The organism is Blautia sp. AF17-9LB (genome assembly GCF_003479185.1).
In the GTDB taxonomy this organism is placed as follows: domain Bacteria; phylum Bacillota; class Clostridia; order Lachnospirales; family Lachnospiraceae; genus Fusicatenibacter; species Fusicatenibacter saccharivorans.
This window is the reverse complement of record NZ_QUGU01000006.1, coordinates 48,133-66,515: the sequence shown is the minus strand read 5'-3', so window position 1 is coordinate 66,515 and position 18,383 is coordinate 48,133. Positions and strand designations below refer to the sequence as shown.

Sequence of the window (18,383 nt, the reverse complement as noted above, 5' to 3'; positions counted from 1 at the left end):
AAGAAAGACCGCAGAATCGTTCCGCCTGAAAGGACGGATGAAAGGGAGAATTATGGCAGAAATTAAACTGAAAAAAAGAGAAGAGATGGATCCGGCGTACTGCTGGGATCTTTCCAGCCTGTTTGCCAGCGATGCGGCATTTGAAGAAACAGAGCGGAAAATCGAGAAAAAAATTGAGACATTCCGTTCCAGACAGGGAACCATGAAAGAAAGTGCAGAAGCACTGTACCGTGTCCTTTCGGATCTGGACGAAATCAGTCGTGTATTTTCCAGCCTGTATGTATATGCAAGTCAGAAATACCATCAGGACATGGGAAATCAGAAATATCAGGGATATGCAGGAAAGATGGACAGCATGATGGCGGTTCTCGCAGACGCAGCTTCCTTTGTGGAACCGGAAATTCTGGAGCTCGATGAGGAAACGGTTGCGAAATTTGAAGAGACGTATGAACCACTCCGTCTGTATGACCGCGTATTAAAAGAAAATTTCCGAAAAAAGGAGCATATTCTTTCACCGGAAATGGAGGCTGTTCTTGCAAAAGCCGGAGAGATGGCAGCCAGCCCGGATCAGATTTTCTCAGCTTTTTCAAATGCAGACCTCAGATTTTCACCGGTCACGGATGCCAAAGGAAATCAGGTTCCGTTAAGCCATGGTACGTTTATCGGATTTTTACAGTCGAAGGACCGCCGTGTGAGAAAAGAGGCGTTTGAAAAATATTATGCCGAATATGAAAAACACAAAAACATGCTTGCCGCAACATTTGGCGCAAATCTGAAGCAGGCAGCGTTTTTCGCAGATGTGCGGAAGTATCCGTCTGCTCTGGCAGCGTCGCTGGATGGCGGAAATATACCGGTCTCGGTTTATGACAAGCTGCTTGAGGCAATTCATGCAAAAATGCCGGCCATGTATCGTTACGTGGCATTGCGCAAGAAGCTTCTTGGGGTAGAAGAGCTTCATATGTATGATGTATACGTTTCTCTGACGAAAAAGTACGAACAGAAGTATACGTATGAGCAGGCGACCGAGATTGTAAAGAAAGCACTTGCTGTGCTTGGTGAGGACTATGTGGCACTGCTGGAAAAAGGATTTTCAGAGCATTGGGTTGATGTCTACGAAAATGAAGGAAAACGCAGCGGCGCTTATTCCTGGGGATCTTACGATTCTCATCCGTATGTGCTGATGAGCTTTGACGGAAACATTGACTCTGTCTTTACCCTGGCGCACGAAATGGGTCATTCGCTGCATACCTGGTATTCCAACCATACACAACCGTATACGTATGCAGAGTACCGTCTTTTTGTTGCCGAAGTGGCATCAACCTGCAATGAGGCTCTGCTGATCCGCTATCTGCTTGAGCATGCGAAGGAAAAAGAGGAGAAAATTTTCCTGCTGAATTATTTCCTGGACCAGTTTAAGGGAACGGTATTCCGTCAGACTATGTTTGCAGAATTCGAAAAACGGATTCATGAGAAAATGGCAGAGGACGGCACACTGACCGCAGATGGCATTTCCGAGCTGTACCTGTCGATCAATAAGGAATATTTCGGACCGGATATGATTTCAGATCCGCAGATTGCGCTGGAGTGGGCGAGAATTCCGCATTTTTACACGCCGTTCTACGTGTATCAGTATGCAACGGGTTTTTCCGCTGCGATTGCGATCAGCAGCAAAATCCTGGCTGGGGAACCGGGCATTGTGGAAAAGTACAAACAGTTCTTAAGCGGTGGCTGCTCGATGGATCCGATCGACCTTTTAAAAATCTGCGGCGTCGATATGACAAAGCCGGAGCCGGTGGAAGAGGCACTGGATGTCTTTGCTTCTTATGTGGAGGAACTGGAGAAGCTTACGGCACAAGAAGAGTAAAAGTTAAAAGTGCATAAAAAACAATGGAAATATGTGTGAAAAATATACAAAGTTTGGCGCGCTTTTCCCTTGAAAAAGTTTTTGAATATGTTACAATATTATTACGGAATAAAAATAGAAAACTGGGATATGAAAAAAAATTGCGATTAAGAGGGAGAATTTCCATATTTCTGTCGAAGAAAGGAAATTAAGCAAAATATTTTCGGAAGGCGGTTTTGACCTTAAAAACAGGGCAGCCGCAGCCGGTTTTTTGAAAAAACAGACGGATAGCAGATGAATAAAGGGTGAGAGTATGAATTTATATGAGGCTATTTTTGTTAGAAAATCAGTAAGAAATTATTGTTTCGACACGCTTCCGCCGCAGACATTAGATAAGATTTGGGAGCATTACAAGGAAATGCCGGCGTTGTTTTCCGGCATCGGTGTGGATATGGCGATTCTGGACAACCGGAAAGGGCAGGAGAGAATGCTCAGTATGTTCAGTGTGAAGGCGCCGTATTATATGGCTTTTTATTCGGAGGAGTCAGAGCGATACCTGATGAATGTGGGCTATATTATGGAGCAGATGGTGCTGTATCTGTGCAGTATCGGACTGGGAACCTGTTTTATCGGAAGTAATCGTGTGAAAAAGGCGGAGCTTGAGAAGAACGGAAAGCGGCTGGTGGGGATCGTCGCTTTTGGTAAGAGTCATGGTTCGCATACGAGACGGCAAAGTGAGGCAAAGAGACTGCCACTGGAGGATCTTTGCGTGTTCAAAGAGGTGCCGCGGCAGTGGATGACGCAGATGCTGGAGGCGGCGAGACTGTCGCCATCCAGTATGAACAGCCAGCCGTGGAGATTTGTGGTTTATGATAACAGGATTCATATTTTCTCGAAGAAGCACAGTGTGGAGAAGCTTCGGAAGTGGGATGAGGTGAATTTTGGGATTATGTTTGCAAATATGATGGTGGCAGCGGAGGAGCTGTGGCTGGATGTCGACCTGATCAGACTCGGGGATATTTCGCAGAAAAACTTCTCAAATAATCAGTATGTGCTGAGCGCGATTCTGAAGGCGTAGAGGTGAATACGGACGACCGCGGACGACCTCGTGCGGCTTCGTACCTGCGGTGCAGCGGGCGAGAAAAAGAGGGCGGAACTTGTGGCGCGGAAGGGGCCCGGAAAAATGGGAATCAACGCAATTCGTCAGGAAACCTGATGGTTTCCCGACTCAGTGCGTTTTGACCTCTGGTGTTGTGCACCAGAGGTCATCCCATTTTTCCGGGCCCCTTCTGCGCTCACAGTTCTTGCCCTCTTTTTCTATGCCCGCTGCACCGCAGGCACGAAGCCACGCGAGGTCTGACGGTGGGGACGGGGGTAAAGCGTCTGGATCCGCCAGGAGGCGGATCGGCGTGAGCATGTGGGGTGGATAGAGGTCTGGATCCGCCAGGAGGCGGATCGGCGTGAGCATGTGGGGTGGATAGAGGTCTGGATCCGCCAGGAGGCGGATCGGCGTGAGCATGTGGGGTGGATAGAGGTCTGGATCCGCCAGGAGGCGGATCGGCGTGAGCATGTGGGGTGGATAGAGGTCTGGATCCGCCAGGAGGCGGATCGGCGTGAGCATGTGGGGTGGATAGAGGTCTGGATCCGCCAGGAGGCGGATCGGCGTGAGCATGTGGGGTGGATAGAGGTCTGGATCCGCCAGGAGGCGGATCGGCGTGAGCATGTGGGGTGGATAGAGGTCTGGATCCGCCAGGAGGCGGATCGGCGTGAGCATGTGGGGTGGATAGAGGTCTGGATCCGCCAGGAGGCGGATCGGCGTGAGCATGTGGGGTGGATAGAGGTCTGGATCCGCCAGGAGGCGGATCGGCGTGAGCATGTGGGGTGGATAGAGGTCTGGATCCGCCAGGAGGCGGATCGGCGTGAGCATGTGGGGTGGATAGAGGTCTGGATCCGCCAGGAGGCGGATCGGCGTGAGCATGTGGGGTGGATAGAGGTCTGGATCCGCCAGGAGGCGGATCGGCGTGAGCATGTGGGGTGGATAGAGGTCTGGATCCGCTAGGAGGCGGATCGGCGTGAGTATGTGAGGTTGGGAGGACGGATGGAAAGGAGTCTGGATTCGTCAGGAGGGTGGTTCGGTGTGAATTTGTGGGGGGAAGACAGCTGTGCGGGTGTCTGATGGAGAGCGAAAATTGAGGGAATCGTAGATACTTTTGATTTTTTTTGAAAAAAATTGAAAATAGGTATTGACAAATGAGGGGAGTTCCTGTATAGTATCATTTGTAAGGTGCAGCGAGCACTTAGCAAGATAAAAATTAATAAATGCGCGAGTGGCTCAGGGGTGGAGTACAACCTTGCCAAGGTTGGGGTCGCGGGTTCGAATCCCGTCTCGCGCTCTACTGGAAACCGGAATGTGTAAGCATTCCGGTTTTTGCGTTGTGGAAAAATAGATGAAAAAGAAATCTTATTTTTAAAACTTAAGAATATTGCATTTTAAATTTTCATATGCTATAATGCCGATAGGCAATGAAATGAATGGCTTGCAAAGTCAACAAAAGCCCCACGAGCTGCAACTCGTGGGGCTTTCTGTGCCTTTTGGGCAAGGCGGCTTAAACCTTAGGCTGGCTGCCAGTTATTTCTTACCGTCCAGCCATTTGCAGATATAGTAGGCTACTATACTTGCCATAACGGAAAGAAAAAATGAAATGAATAGTTCTTGCACTGTCAACCCTCCCTTCTCTGCCTGTCTGGGAGTGGCAACGTTCATTAGTATAACATACAATTCTTATTTCTAAAATAAAAAAATTCCCTGTTTTTATAAAAATTCAAGGCTTCGAAAAAAAAGTTCTTGCCCGGTAGTTACTACCGTACGGTATGCTAAGGATAACAAAGCAAATCAGCGAAAGGGGAATGTAGTATGAACATTACGATGGAGAATTTTAAAACCGCAAAGTATGATGTGTTTTCTATTTTTGATGACCGCTGGGGTTTGTGTACTGCGGGTACGCCAAGGGAGTATAATACGATGACGATCGGGTGGGGTACGATGGGGACGATCTGGGGACCGCCAAAGAAAGGAAAGCAGATCATTACCGTATTTATCCGTGAAAGCCGCCGGACGCATCAGATTCTGCAGAAGGAAGACGAGTTTACGGTCTGCTTTTTTCCAGAGAAATATCGGAAGGATCTTGGAATCCTGGGATCAAAATCGGGAAATGATGTGCCGGATAAGATCAGTCTGACCAGTCTGACACCGAAGATGCTGGGAAATGCGGTTGGATTTGAAGAGGCAGAGCTGACCTTTGTCTGCAAAAAAATCTATGCGGTCAGAATGGAGAAAGAAGATCTGCCGGAATTTACGCGCGATACTTTATATAAAGATGGCGATCTCCATTATCTGTATATGGGAGAGATTGAAGATGTCTTTGGCATGATTGAGGAATGAAACAGGAAAATTGGCGTGATGTATCAGTATTTCTTATCACAATCTTGTATATACTGCACCGGGCAGAAAGGCATCAGACTGCGTGAAATGCGGAAAATGTGAGAAAGTATGTCTGCAGCACCTGCAGATCAGAAACCTGCTGGAGGATGTGGTGAAAGAGTTTGAAGCGGAGCGTGCTTGAAAAAATTTCCGAAATTTACAAAAAGTACATCTGATCAGGGAGTAACCTGATCAGATGTACTTTTTTGTACGCAGTATATCAGAGTTTGATCCAAGGGGACCATTCTGCTGCAGAATAATTGGATTAATAGTTGGCTTTATAAGAATTTCTCTTTTCCGCCGTTACGCGGTGCATCCGCTCTGCCATTACAACCATCAGAATCAAAATGGCCATCAGGAATACCGGATACAGTCCGAAGGAAATATGCTGGCCGAGAACGCCGAAAACCGGCGGCATCAGGCAGGTTCCGACGTAAGCAAAGGCCATCTGGATGCCGATGATTCCCTGGCTTAAGTCAGCACCGAAGTTTGCCGGTGTCTCGTGAATGATGGAAGGATAAATCGGCGCACAGCCAAGTCCGATCAGGATCAGGCCGATAAACAGAAGGGAATCGCCAAGCGGCAGCAGCATCAGAATCGTGCCGACTGCGATCACAGCCTGTCCGAGCCGGATCATTTTCTGGTCATTTAATTTCATTGTGATGAAACCGCAGAAGAACCGTCCGATCGTGATGCCAACGTAGAACAGGCTTGCCCAGCTTGCCGCACGCTTTGCATCGATGCCGCGGAACAGAGTACAGTAGCTTGCAGCCCACATGCCGGCAGTAGATTCTACTGCGCAGTAGCAGAAAAAGCAGGTCAGAACCTCTTTGACACCGGGAACGCGGATCAGGCGGGAAAAACTTCTCTGCTCCGGAACGGAGTTCTCATCTGCAGAAGCATCAGCAGATGGCTTCTGCCAGAGCGGAAGACTGAAAAATAAAATCAGAGTCAGCACAATCTGGAACAGGGCGATGGTACGGTAGCCGTTGTTCCAGGTGGAATGATTGATGGCATATCCCATGACGACCGGACCGGTGCTGCATCCGACGCCCCACATGCAGTGCAGCCAGCTCATATGGCGGGCTTTATAGTGCAGTGCAACGTAGTTGTTCAGAGCCGCGTCCACGCTTCCGGCGCCAAGGCCATATGGGATACCCCAGAGGCAGAGGGCGAGAAAAGAGTGGCTGACGGAGAATCCAAACAGCGCCACTGCTGTTGTGAGAACGCTTACTGCCGTGATTTTTCCGGTGCCGAAGCGGGTATTCAGACGGTCGCTGTTCAAACTGGATACGATTGTTCCGGCGGCAATAATCATAGAAATGATGCCGGCAGAAGAAACAGAAGTTCCAAGCTCCGGATACATGACCGGCCACGCTGAGCCGAGCAGAGAATCCGGCAGTCCGAGACTGATGAATGCCAGATAAATGACAGGTAACAAAAGTGAAACCATGGTAAAAACCTCCTCTTAAGAAAAGATAAAATAAGAATGAATCGTTTTATTGCGTTTAACGCAAAACCAACATTCATAAGCAGTTTTAAAGTATCATAACCGATAAAAAGAATCAATACTTTCTTTTTTTGATTTTACGATAAAATCTTTGTGGAAAAAGCTGTAAATTTATTTATTAATGTAGATTATTTTTTATATCAAATTTATTAGTTATACTTTACAGTACGGAGAAGATCGTGGTACACTAAAAGAAGACTGGTTGCGGTTCCGGCATCGGTGAACCGTAAGCAGGCATCCCGGTTTGCCGGGGCATTCATATTTAAGAGAACACAAGGGAGAAAAAATACACAAAGAGAGGTAGACAAGAAATGGGAGGCTTTTTTGGAGTTGCATCAAGAAAAGACTGTACACTGGAACTGTTTTACGGAGTAGACTATCACTCACATCTCGGAACAAGAAGAGGCGGTATGGCGATATATGGGGCAAATGGCTTTTCACGTGCCATCCACAACATTGAAAATTCACCGTTCCGTACAAAATTTGAGCGTGATGTGGAAGAAATGGAGGGAAACCTCGGCATTGGCTGCATTTCCGACTATGAACCGCAGCCGCTTTTGATCCAGTCACACCTTGGAAGCTTTGCGATTACCACGGTTGGAAAAATCAACAACATGGATCAGCTTTTAAAAGAGGTTTACGGCAACGGCCGCACCCATTTCCAGGAGATGAGCACCGGTCAGATCAATGCAACCGAGCTTGCGGCATCTCTGATCTGCAGTGAAAAGACGATTCCGGAGGGCATCCGCCATCTGCAGGATGTTGTTGACGGTTCCATGACGCTGTTGCTGCTGACAAAAGACGGCATCTACGCTGCGCGCGATAAAAAAGGCCGCACCCCGCTTGTTATTGGAAAGAAAGAGGGAGCGTACTGCGCATCCTTTGAAAATTTTGCATATCTGAACCTGGGTTACACGGATTACCATGAACTCGGACCGGGTGAGATTGACTTTATTACGCCGGAGAGCGTCGAGATGCTCGTGCCGCCGCAGGAGGAGATGAAGATCTGTTCCTTCCTGTGGGTTTACTATGGTTACCCGACTGCGTCCTATGAGGGGATCAATGTAGAGGAGATGCGGTATCACTGCGGTGCCATGCTTGCCAAACGTGATGCGGGAAGCAATGTCCACCCGGATCTCATTGCAGGCGTGCCGGATTCCGGAATTGCCCATGCAATCGGCTATGCGAATGAGTCCAAAGTTCCGTTTGCAAGACCATTCATCAAATATACCCCGACCTGGCCACGCTCCTTTATGCCGACAAATCAGGAACAGAGAAATCTGATTGCCCGAATGAAGCTGATCCCGGTGCAGGCACTGATCGATCAGAAAAAACTGCTGCTGATCGACGACTCCATCGTGCGCGGTACGCAGCTCCGTGAGACAACGGAATTTTTATATCAGAGCGGTGCAAAAGAAGTTCATGTCCGCCCGGCGTGCCCGCCGCTGTTGTATGGCTGCAAATTCCTGAATTTCTCCCGCTCCAAATCCGAGCTGGATCTGATCACCAGACGGATTATTCTGGAAAAAGAGGGAGAAAACGCAGAGAAAGTACTGGAAGAGTATGCAGATCCGACCAGCGACCGCTACGAGTCCATGTGCCAGGAAATCTGCCGCCGTCAGAATTTCACCAGCCTCAGATATCACCGTCTGGACGATCTGGTAGAGTCGATCGGACTGCCGAAATGCAAAATGTGTACCTATTGCTTTGACGGAAAAGAATAAACAGGTTATAATGGTTTTTAAACAGGCCAGCTGACAGAAAAATAAGAGTCTGTCGGCTGGCTTTTTTCTGTAGGAAAAAGAAGAAAAATATATTGGAGGCTTACCTATGGGGATTAGTATTCTGATTGTAGATGATGATAAGCTTCTGGTGGAAAAGCTGGAAGAAACCGTCAACTGGAGCGGAATTGGAATTGATATGGTATTTACGGCGAACAACATCCGCCAGGCGCAGAAGCTGCTGGAAGAGTATCCGATTGAAATGCTGCTGTGTGACATTGATATGCCACAGGGCAACGGGCTGGAGCTTCTGGAATGGATCCGGTACAAAAAGCTGGATATTGAATGTACCTTCCTGAGCAGCTATGCAAATTTCGCGTATGCGCAGATGGCGCTGAAGCTGTCATCAAGGGAATATCTGTTAAAACCGATTTCCAATGTGGATCTGGAAACAGCGCTGCGCAGAGTTGTCGGGATTGTGCAGGAAAAACATCAAAAACAGAAGAAACAGGAGAAAAAAGGAGAGAATGAAAAGCAATTCTGGGAGGATCTTCTGGTTCAGTGTCTGCAGGAGGAGTATTGGATTGAAAGGGCAAAAAAGAGCGGATATTGTACTCCGGATGAGACCTTCCGTCTGATTCTGCTGCGGGTACTGGAAATTCCGGATAAGGAACATTATAAAAAGGAGATCAGCTTATATAATTTTGTGATTACAAATGTTCTGACGGAATATGTGGAAACAACAGAAATGAAACTGGAAACCGTGGTACATGTCAGCGATCTGGAATGGGCAGTTGTGTTGCGAAATCACGGAAGTGCGATGGGAACGCAGGAGGAACTGGCAGAACTGCGGACCTGTCTGGCGGGTGCGTTTCCGGCAAGATTCTGCATGTACATGGGAAAACCGGCGGTACTGGATGAGATTTCAAAGAGCCGCGATCAGCTCGAAGAGATGGAAAAGTATGTAGTGCCGGATGAAACAGGGATTCTGTATGAGACACGCTGGTCTTTCGTAGAGCGCGATTATCAGGAAGTGCCGTGGAAAACGTATCTGGCTGAGATGGAGCGATCCGATTCCCTTGCGGCTGTGCGGGAAAAGCTGCAGGAATATCTGAAAAAGCGTGAGAAAAGCGGCGGTCTGCGAAAAGATTTCACAAGTCGTTTTTTTGAAGAAATGATACAGAATATATATGTTTATTTAAAAGAGAGCAATATTGTTTTCGGACAGATTTTTGACAGTGAAGAGTATGAAACGAAACGGAGAGAGGCGGTTCTTTCTGTGGTAGGTGCCCATGCGTTCATCGATTATCTGTTTGATGTGCTGGAAGGTCAGAAAAAGAACGAATCCCGCAGTGACAATGTGGTGGAGCAGCTAAAAGACTATATCGAACAGAATCTGAACGAGGATCTTTCAAGATCCGTGCTTGCAGGAAAAGTGTTCCTCTCAGAGGACTACGTTTCCAAAATTTTTATGAAAACAACGGGAATGTCGCTTCCGAATTATATTGCTGAGCGGCGCATTGAGCGGGCAAAGGAGTATTTGCGCGGTTCATCGCTTCCGATTAGCAAAATTGCGATGGAAGTCGGCTATGGAAATTTTTCTTATTTCAGTAAAACGTTCCGGGAGCTGGTCGGATGTACACCAAATGAGTACCGGAGCAGACAAAAATAACAAAAAAACGATGTCAATAACAAAAAAACGTTCTGATTAAAAAAGAGATGTGAAAAGACATCTCTTTTTTAATATACAGACTGCCGGAAAATGATAGAAAAACGCCCCTCTTTTTTGTATAATATGTTCATCGGTTGAAACGAGAGCATGAAAAAGAAAAATTGTAACGATTCAGAGCCATGCGAAATGGAAGAAAAATCGAGATGGGACTCTGAACAGTTACGAAAAATTTAAAGGAAAGAAGGGATGATATGTGAGCGCCAACCATAGTAAAACCAAAAAGAAAAGCTCCATAGGATTTGTAGAGGAAGTGAGAAGAAGCAGGCCATTATATTTACTGATGCTTCCTTCCATCATCATTTTTGCACTGTTTACGTACTATCCGATGTACGGAATTGTGATTGCATTTAAAAACTTTACACCTGCGGATGGAATTATGGGAAGCAGCTGGGCTGGACTGAAATACTTCAAACAGTACTTTAACTCCTATCAGTTCGGTCTGACCATTAAAAACACAATTATCATCAGTCTTTACACCATCGCGGTAACATTTCCGCTTCCGGTTATCATGGGACTGCTGGTTAACCAGATGAAGGCACAGAAGTTTAAAAAATTCTTCCAGGTATCAACCTATCTGCCGCACTTCATCTCCACCGTTGTTATGGCCGGAATGCTGATCCTGTTTCTCTCCCCGAGTACAGGTATTATCGCAAAGCTGGTGGGACTGCTTGGATTCAAGCTCCCGAACCTGATGGGAAGTGCAAAAGCATTCCCGCACATTTATGTATGGTCTGAGGCATGGCAGCATGTAGGATGGGACAGTATCCTCTATATCGCAACACTTTCCTCTGTAGACCCGACCCTGTATGAAGCGGCAACAATGGACGGTGCCAACAAATGGCACAAAATGATCCACATCGATGTTCCGGCTCTGCTGCCGACGGCAACCATCATGTTTATCATGAGAATGGGAAGCGTTATGAGCATTGGATTTGAGAAGGTTTACCTGCTGCAGAATACACTGAACAGTACTTCAAGTGAGATCATTTCCACCTATGTGTATAAGATGGGTCTTGTGAGCAGCCAGTACAGCCTTTCCGCTGCAATTGGCCTGTTCAACAACATTATCAACCTGATTCTTCTTCTGGCAGTCAACTTCATTTCCAGTAAAATGAGTGATACCTCACTGATCTGACAGAATTTTGAGCCTACATAGGAATGGAGAGCAAAGATATGAGTAAAGCAAAAGCAGTATCAACAAATAAAGTAAAGAAATCCAGAGAAGACTGGATTTTCGATATCATCCTGTATACGATCGGCGTGCTTCTGATCATCATCACCCTGTATCCGATGTACTTCATCATCATTGCATCGTTCAGTGATCCGGCAGCCGTATCCAACGGACAGATTATGTTCCTTCCGAAAGGAGTTAACTTCAAAGGATACAAACAGCTGGCGAGCTATGCAAAGCTGTGGACCGGCTACCGTAACACGATTGCTTACGTAATTATGGGAACACTTGTGACAATTGTTGTCAATATTCCGGCTTCCTACGCGCTTTCCAGAAAGCATTTATATGGAAGAAAATTCTTCACGGCATTTTATCTGATCCCGATGTTCTTCACCGGTGGTCTGATCCCGACCTACCTGGCAGTACAGAGATTTCATCTGCTGGATACCTTCTGGGTTATGGTTGTTCCGTTCTCCGTTGTAACGTATTACATCATCGTAGGACGAACGTTCTTCAACAACAGTATCCCGGAGGATCTCTGGGAGGCGGCGCAGCTCGATGGATGCGGATACCTTGGATTCTTCTTCAAGATTGTGCTTCCGCTTTCCAAAGCCGTTATCGCTGTTATTGCCCTGTGGGCAGCAGTAGGACAGTGGAACTCCTACTTTAATGCATTGATTTATATCCGAAGCGAAAGTCTGCAGCCGCTGCAGATTGTCCTTCGAAGCATTCTGGTCGGCAATCAGACCATGAGTGCCATGAGTACCGGCGCTGCAGCTGTTGAGGCAAAGCAGATGGCCGACCTCATCAAATACGCGATCATCGTGGTTTCCTCCGCGCCGATCATGTGTATGTACCCGTTAGTGCAGAAATACTTCAATCAGGGTGTTATGCTCGGATCACTAAAAGGCTGATCCTGCGGACAGGAGAGAAGTATTGCAAATAAAAAATCATAAAGGAGAGATGATGATGCGAAAGAAAACAAAAATGGCCTGGAGCGTTGCTCTTTCGGCCGCAATGGCAGCCGGACTGCTTGCAGGATGTGGAAGTAATGGAGGAACGGAAAGTACGAGTGGAAGCACTGCAGCAAGTTCTGCAAAGACAGAATCTTCTGCCAGTGACACGACAGATACCAGTGACCGCCCAACCTACAAAATTGCAACAGTAAGATGGACCGATACTTGGCCGACCGATTTCCTGCATGAAGGCGTCATGAAAGAAATCGAGGACAAGATGAATATCAACATCGACTGGCAGGTTTATTACAACAGTGACTGGTCCGAGCAGAAATCTCTGCTGCTGGCTTCCGGAGACCTCCCGGATGCATTTCTTGGCTCCATCTGCTTAACACAGGCAGATATGGCACAGAACAAATCGGCATTCCTGGATCTGACAGATCTGATCGAAAAAGATATGCCAAACCTGAAAGCAGCCTTTGAGGCTGATCCGGAACTGAAAGCAGTCTGCACCAGCCGTGACGGAAGAATCTACAGCTTACCGAAGAAGCTTCCGCTTCGTCCGAAGGTTTGCGGCGATGTTATGTGCATCAACCAGGAATGGCTGGATAACTTAGGACTGGAAACTCCGAAGACCTATAAAGAACTGGAAGAGGTTCTTGTTAAATTTGCAACAGAAGATGCTGATGGTGACGGGGATCCTACCAACGAAATCGGTATCACAAATTCAGCAGGCAGCGGACTGTTAAGCGGTGATCTGCGCCACATTCTTTCCCCGTTCGGAACCATGGTAAGCCGTGACGGAAACTACATGGGACTGAATGGCGAAGGAAAACCGGTCTTCATGCCGATGGAAGAAAATTACAAAGAAGCAGTAAAATGGATGCGTCAGTTATGGGAAGAGGGCGTTGTTGACCCAGAGTACTTCACACAGGATGGCTCCATGCAGACAGCAAAACAGCAGGCTGATGGCGGTTCTCAGGTAGGTCTTATCTTTGGATGGACTGCAGACGCTCAGGTTGGTCCGAACGTAAATCAGTTTAAGACTCTTGAGGCAGTAGAAGGCTACGATGGAAACCACTACGTAGAAGCAGCAACCAATTACCTTGATATCTCCGATCGTGAGCTCATGATCTCAAAAGACTGTAAAGATCCTGACACCCTGCTGAAGTGGGCAGATGAATTTTACACCGATCTTGCATCGTTACAGACCTTCTATGGTTCCGTTGGAAGCCAGATCACAGACAATGGCGACGGAACCTACAATGTAGATGTGCCAAGCGATGGATCTTCTCTGGATACTTCCGCATGGTCCAACTCCTTACGTGACTTCGGTCCGAAATACATGAACGAGGATTTCTATGACAAAGTTTCTCTTCCGGAGGATCAGGGCGACGGTGTCAAACTGGCCGATGATGCAATCAATGAGAAATACGTTGATACTGAGAAAAACTGCGGATTCCCGATGGTTCAGTATACCGACGAAGACCTTTCCAGAATCACTGCAATCGGAACCGATATCTACAAATACGTAGAAGCACAGTATGCTCACTGGGTAGTAGACGGCGGCATCGATGATGAATGGGATTCCTACATCGATCAGCTGAAAGCTATGGGTATTGATGAGTTCCTCCAGATTCAGACAGATGCTTACAATGCATACAAAGAAAATCTGGCAAAATAAACAGAAAAAATATTACCTGTAAGAAGCAGGCGTTGATCCGGCGGGTCAATGTCTGAGGTGCAAAACAGCAGGAGAAACGGCAGGCCAGAAATGACCTGCCGTTTTTGAAAAAAGGAGGATTTTTACATGTTTTGGGAAAAAGAGGGTAAGTTAATTTATTCTTACGATGGCGAGACCGTCTGCATCGAAGCGTGGGGAAAAGATGCACTGCGTGTGCGCGCGACAAAAAATCGAAGCTTTACCGGCCGCGACTGGGCGCTGGAAGCAAAGGACGCGCATGCGGGAGAGGTTGAAATCTTTGAGGATCCATCAGCAAAAGGCGGAGCCTTTGCCAATATGTACGAGGGAACGGATACTTCCTACGGAAAAATCACAAATGGAAAGCTTCATGCAGTGATCGATTCCGGCAGCGTCATCACGTTCTATCATGAGGATGGAAGAGTTCTGTTAAAGGAGCATTTCCGCCGTCTGCGCGATGAGGAAAGCATGCCGCTCAACATCATGGGACGCGAGTACAGCAACGGCGTCGGGGATAATTTCCGTATTGTAGCGCGGTTTGTAGCAAGAAAAGGTGAGAAAATCTTCGGAATGGGACAGTATCAGCAGCATGAGCTGGATCTGAAGGGCTGTATGCTGGAGCTGGCACAGAGAAACTCACAGGTCAGTGTTCCGTTCTATCTTTCCAGTATCGGCTACGGCTTCTTATGGAACAATCCGGGCGTCGGACAGGTGATGTTTGCGAATAATGGAACGGAATGGGTAACGGAATCTGGGAAAGAAATCGATTATCTTGTGATTGCAGGTGATACGCCTGCCGAGATCGAGGAGAATTATATGACGCTGACCGGAAAACCGCCGATGATGCCGGAATATGGCATGGGCTTCTGGCAGTGTAAGCTCCGCTACTGGAATCAGGAACAGCTTCTGTCTGTAGCAAGAAAATACAAAGAGCTTGGCGTACCGCTTGATGTGATTGTCGTCGATTTCTTCCACTGGACGAAGCAGGGCGAGTTCAAATTTGATCCGAAATACTGGCCGGATGTGCCGGGCATGTGCCGCGAATTAAAGGAGATGGGAATTCAGGTTGTTGTGTCGGTATGGCCGACCGTTGACATTTATTCCGAAAACTTCGAGGAGATGAAAGAGAAGGGCTATCTGGTTCGCACGGAGCACGGTGTACCGCTGACGATGCTCTGCGGTGGAAATGAAGTCTTCTTCGATGCAACCAACCCGGATGCAAGAACATATGTCTGGGAGAAGATCAAGAAAAATTATTATGATCAGGGTGCCAAGCTCTTCTGGCTGGATGTGGCAGAGCCGGAATACAGCGTTTATGATTTCAAGAACTACCGTTATCAGCTCGGAAGCGTACAGGAGGTCGGAAATATTTATCCGAAATATTATCTGAAAGCGTTCTATGACGGCATGACGGCAGAAGGCGATACCATGCCGATCAGCCTGATCCGTTCTGCCTGGGCAGGCAGCGCGAAATATGGTGCACTCGTATGGTCTGGTGATATTGTAAGTACCTTCGAGTGCTTCCAACGTCAGGTACAGGCAGGTCTTAACATGGCAATTGCCGGTATTCCGTGGTGGACCACTGATATCGGCGGCTTCCACGGCGCAAGAACCGATGACCCGGATTTCCATCGTCTGTACATCCGCTGGTTTGAGTACGGATGCTTCTGCCCTGTCATGCGTCTGCACGGAAACCGCAACCCACAGGAGGGCTACGGTGCAGAACAGATCGGATCCGGCAGTGACAATGAGATCTGGAGCTTTAGCGATGAGGCATATGAGATTTCAAAGAAATACATTTTCCTGCGTGAGCGCCTGAGAGATTATATCCGGGTACAGATGAAGAAAGCACATGAGGACGGAACCCCGGTGATGCGGCCTGTTTTCTATGATTTCCCGACAGATCCGGAAAGCTGGAATGTGGAGGACGCTTATCTGTTCGGACCGGATCTCTATGTTGCACCTGTGATGGAGGATCACATAACGGAGCGCGAGGTTTATCTTCCGGCCGGAACGGCATGGTTTAACGCATGGACCGGAGAAAAGTATGAGGGAGGACAGAAGGTAACGGTTGCTGCTCCGATGGATACTATTCCGGTATTCGTAAAAGAAGGAGCGGATGCAGAAAAGCTGCTGAACATTTTCTCTGAATAAGAGAATGTTACCGCTCACCGGTACCAGGCGAACGGTAACAAAGAATCATGTTCTCACCATGTAAAGCACGGACTCTGCATGGACAAAGCCCAAAAATGTGATATAATGGGCTGTGTTACAAAGAACATAGTTGCAAATATATTCCGTGAGTGTAAAACGACTGCCGGAGCTGCGCGGTAAGGTGCGGCGTCCGGCAGTCGCTCTGCAGACAGAAAAAAAGGAGGGGTGGATGCGCTTATGAATCTCTGGCAGAAAGGAAAACGAAGGATGCTGCGCAGCGTTCGAATACGCAGTTTGAAGGATACGTCCCTGCGGCTTGGAACTCCGGTTTTTCTGGTCCTGATGGGGCTTGTTGTCTGCCTGCTCTGGGGCGTTTGGGAAAACCGCAAGCTGGCAGATAAATATATTGCCGATACGGCAAAGCTCTATGTCGATCAGATCAACCGTGATATGTCGCAGATCAACAGTGAACTGATCTATCTGCTGGATTCTGACAGCAACATCAAAGAAATCCCGGATCAGATAACATCGACAGATGCTCAGTATTATGAAATGGAGCAGACGCTGCGGGAGCGAAACCGTGTGCTGAAGATCCGTTACCATGAGATACAGACCTTCTTTGTCTACGGCCAGAAAGCCAATGTTCTGATTACGGACAGCGGAACTATGTTTACCGAGAGTAAGGGAATGACAACGCTGAATCAGATGCTGATGTCCTATCTGCAGATTATGACATCCAAGGATTCGATCAGCACACAATGGACCGTGATTACGTTTGGCGACGACGACTATATTGTCGGCTGGTACGCGAAAAACAAAAAAGTTATCGGCTGTGTCATCAATCTGAACCTGATTTTCCGGACCATCCGCGCCAAAACAGAGGAGTATGATGTCATTCCGTTTATGGTGGATGCCAGAGGCCGTGTCATGACGCAGGCAGATACGTCGGAAAAATATAAAAATGAGATTATCGATTTTTCCAAAGCGGGAGAGAAAAAAGAGAAAAATGCGACGGTCTATTCCTACCAGCTTGGCACGGTCGGAAAGATCAATCTCATGGTTCTGCCGGGAGGCGGTATTCTTGAGAATGTACTGATTATGCAGATTGCATTCGTCGTCCTGATCGCGGTTCTTCTGCTTGTCTGCGCACTGGAAATTACAGCATATTACCACCGGATTCTGGAACCGCTGGAAAAATTCGGACAAAAACTGGAGGAGCTGGAAAAAGAGCAGAGTCTGAATGACGATGGAAGCAACAATCTGTTAGAGCTGGAGTCTGTGAGCGGCAAATTCAAGGAACTGCTGCGGAAAATACAGGGATTGAAAATTGCGATCTACGAAAAAGAGCTTGCCGAACAGAAAGCCGAGCTGGAATATACGCAGGAACAGATCAAGCCGCATTTTTTCCTGAACTGCCTGAGCCTGATTCATGGCATTGCGGATAAGAATCATGAGGGAGAGATTGTGGAAATTACAACGGTGCTGTCGGATTATATGCGCTATATTTTTCAGGATTCCAAAAAACAGCGAGATGTAGAGGAAGAACTGGAGCATATTGAGGCATATATCCGCATCCAGAAGCTGCGGTACGGGGAAGAAGCCTTTTCCTTTGAAGCGACGATGGACGGTGATATCGGAGAATGGAAGGTTCCGTCTCTCCTGTTGCAGACACTGGTGGAAAACTCCGTGGTACACGGTGTATCCCTGGATCGGAAGAGTGAGATTTCTCTGTATCTGACAAATGAGACGTATGAAGACGGCGAGTACCTCTACATTTGCATTTCCGATACCGGAAACGGATTTTCGAAAGAGGCACTGGATGCAATCGAAAACGACACGCCTATCATCTACCACGGCCGTCACCATGTCGGCATCTCCAATATAAAACGCCGCCTGGCGCTGATGTATGGGGAACGGGCAAGTATTACGTGTTCTAACATGGATGAAAATTACGGAGCTGTTGTAGAAGTACGGCTTCCGAAGACAGAATAAAGAGAAGAGAGAATAGCAAAGGCGGGAACTCCGGAAAAAGATGCAGGAGGTTCCCGTTTTTTTGTCGGGAGAGCGATCGGACAAAAGGAACTCCCGGGAGGCGTTTGAAAAAAATGACAGG

At 47.5% G+C, this 18,383-nt stretch carries 12 protein-coding genes and 1 tRNA gene; 12 read left to right on the top strand and 1 reads right to left on the bottom strand.

What is annotated here, in order from left to right; genetic code table 11:
- Positions 1 to 52 precede the first annotated feature (52 nt).
- The 5 genes from pepF to DWX00_RS07950 all read left to right on the top strand — a co-directional run bounded on the left by pepF (position 53) and on the right by DWX00_RS07950 (position 5,285).
- Entirely contained in the window at positions 53 to 1,864 is a 1,812-nt protein-coding gene (pepF, locus tag DWX00_RS07975) for an oligoendopeptidase F (RefSeq protein WP_118594989.1), read from the top strand.
- Between the two features lie 292 nt (positions 1,865 to 2,156).
- Positions 2,157 to 2,921 (top strand): nitroreductase family protein, encoded by a 765-nt coding sequence (locus DWX00_RS07970; RefSeq protein ID WP_022462268.1) that lies wholly within the window; start codon positions 2,157 to 2,159, stop codon positions 2,919 to 2,921.
- Positions 2,922 to 3,260: 339 nt separating this feature from the next.
- Positions 3,261 to 3,902 (top strand): hypothetical protein, encoded by a 642-nt coding sequence (locus DWX00_RS07965; RefSeq protein WP_118594987.1) that lies wholly within the window; start codon positions 3,261 to 3,263, stop codon positions 3,900 to 3,902.
- 262 nt (positions 3,903 to 4,164) lie between these two features.
- A tRNA-Gly gene (locus tag DWX00_RS07960) sits at positions 4,165 to 4,236 on the top strand.
- 521 nt (positions 4,237 to 4,757) lie between these two features.
- Positions 4,758 to 5,285, top strand: coding sequence for a flavin reductase (locus DWX00_RS07950; protein WP_117509337.1), 528 nt, complete (start codon positions 4,758 to 4,760; stop codon positions 5,283 to 5,285).
- A 304-nt stretch (positions 5,286 to 5,589) separates the two neighbouring features.
- Here the strand turns inward: DWX00_RS07950 and DWX00_RS07940 are convergent, their stop codons facing one another.
- Entirely contained in the window at positions 5,590 to 6,777 is a 1,188-nt protein-coding gene (locus DWX00_RS07940) for an MFS transporter (protein WP_118594985.1), read from the bottom strand.
- 368 nt (positions 6,778 to 7,145) lie between these two features.
- On the opposite strand from DWX00_RS07940, the gene DWX00_RS07935 reads away from it, so the two are divergent.
- The 7 genes from DWX00_RS07935 (at position 7,146) to DWX00_RS07905 (ending at position 18,262) form a co-directional block, all read left to right on the top strand.
- Entirely contained in the window at positions 7,146 to 8,558 is a 1,413-nt protein-coding gene (locus DWX00_RS07935; protein ID WP_118594984.1) for an amidophosphoribosyltransferase, read from the top strand.
- Between the two features lie 106 nt (positions 8,559 to 8,664).
- Positions 8,665 to 10,227, top strand: coding sequence for a response regulator transcription factor (locus DWX00_RS07930; protein ID WP_117760699.1), 1,563 nt, complete (start codon positions 8,665 to 8,667; stop codon positions 10,225 to 10,227).
- A 253-nt stretch (positions 10,228 to 10,480) separates the two neighbouring features.
- Positions 10,481 to 11,422, top strand: a complete 942-nt coding sequence (locus tag DWX00_RS07925; protein ID WP_243004542.1) for an ABC transporter permease — start codon at positions 10,481 to 10,483, stop codon at positions 11,420 to 11,422.
- A 38-nt stretch (positions 11,423 to 11,460) separates the two neighbouring features.
- Complete coding sequence (locus DWX00_RS07920) at positions 11,461 to 12,372, top strand: carbohydrate ABC transporter permease (RefSeq protein WP_117760703.1); 912 nt, start codon at positions 11,461 to 11,463, stop codon at positions 12,370 to 12,372.
- Positions 12,373 to 12,427: 55 nt separating this feature from the next.
- Positions 12,428 to 14,098, top strand: a complete 1,671-nt coding sequence (locus DWX00_RS07915) for an extracellular solute-binding protein (protein WP_158578779.1) — start codon at positions 12,428 to 12,430, stop codon at positions 14,096 to 14,098.
- Between the two features lie 126 nt (positions 14,099 to 14,224).
- On the top strand, positions 14,225 to 16,270 hold the full coding sequence (locus DWX00_RS07910) for a glycoside hydrolase family 31 protein (protein ID WP_118594981.1): 2,046 nt from the start codon (positions 14,225 to 14,227) through the stop codon (positions 16,268 to 16,270).
- Positions 16,271 to 16,507: 237 nt separating this feature from the next.
- A complete protein-coding gene (locus tag DWX00_RS07905; protein ID WP_118594979.1) occupies positions 16,508 to 18,262 on the top strand; it encodes a sensor histidine kinase in 1,755 nt (584 codons plus the stop codon).
- Positions 18,263 to 18,383: the final 121 nt, after the last annotated feature.

Bases quoted from the DNA above. Each gene is read 5' to 3' on its own strand.
- pepF (WP_118594989.1), top strand. From the start codon at position 53: ATGGCAGAAATTAAACTGAAAAAAAGAGAAGAGATGGATCCGGCGTAC.
- DWX00_RS07970 (WP_022462268.1), top strand. From the start codon at position 2,157: ATGAATTTATATGAGGCTATTTTTGTTAGAAAATCAGTAAGAAATTAT.
- DWX00_RS07950 (WP_117509337.1), top strand. From the start codon at position 4,758: ATGAACATTACGATGGAGAATTTTAAAACCGCAAAGTATGATGTGTTT.
- DWX00_RS07940 (WP_118594985.1), bottom strand. From the start codon at position 6,777: ATGGTTTCACTTTTGTTACCTGTCATTTATCTGGCATTCATCAGTCTC.
- DWX00_RS07935 (WP_118594984.1), top strand. From the start codon at position 7,146: ATGGGAGGCTTTTTTGGAGTTGCATCAAGAAAAGACTGTACACTGGAA.
- DWX00_RS07930 (WP_117760699.1), top strand. From the start codon at position 8,665: ATGGGGATTAGTATTCTGATTGTAGATGATGATAAGCTTCTGGTGGAA.
- DWX00_RS07920 (WP_117760703.1), top strand. From the start codon at position 11,461: ATGAGTAAAGCAAAAGCAGTATCAACAAATAAAGTAAAGAAATCCAGA.
- DWX00_RS07915 (WP_158578779.1), top strand. From the start codon at position 12,428: ATGCGAAAGAAAACAAAAATGGCCTGGAGCGTTGCTCTTTCGGCCGCA.
- DWX00_RS07910 (WP_118594981.1), top strand. From the start codon at position 14,225: ATGTTTTGGGAAAAAGAGGGTAAGTTAATTTATTCTTACGATGGCGAG.
- DWX00_RS07905 (WP_118594979.1), top strand. From the start codon at position 16,508: ATGAATCTCTGGCAGAAAGGAAAACGAAGGATGCTGCGCAGCGTTCGA.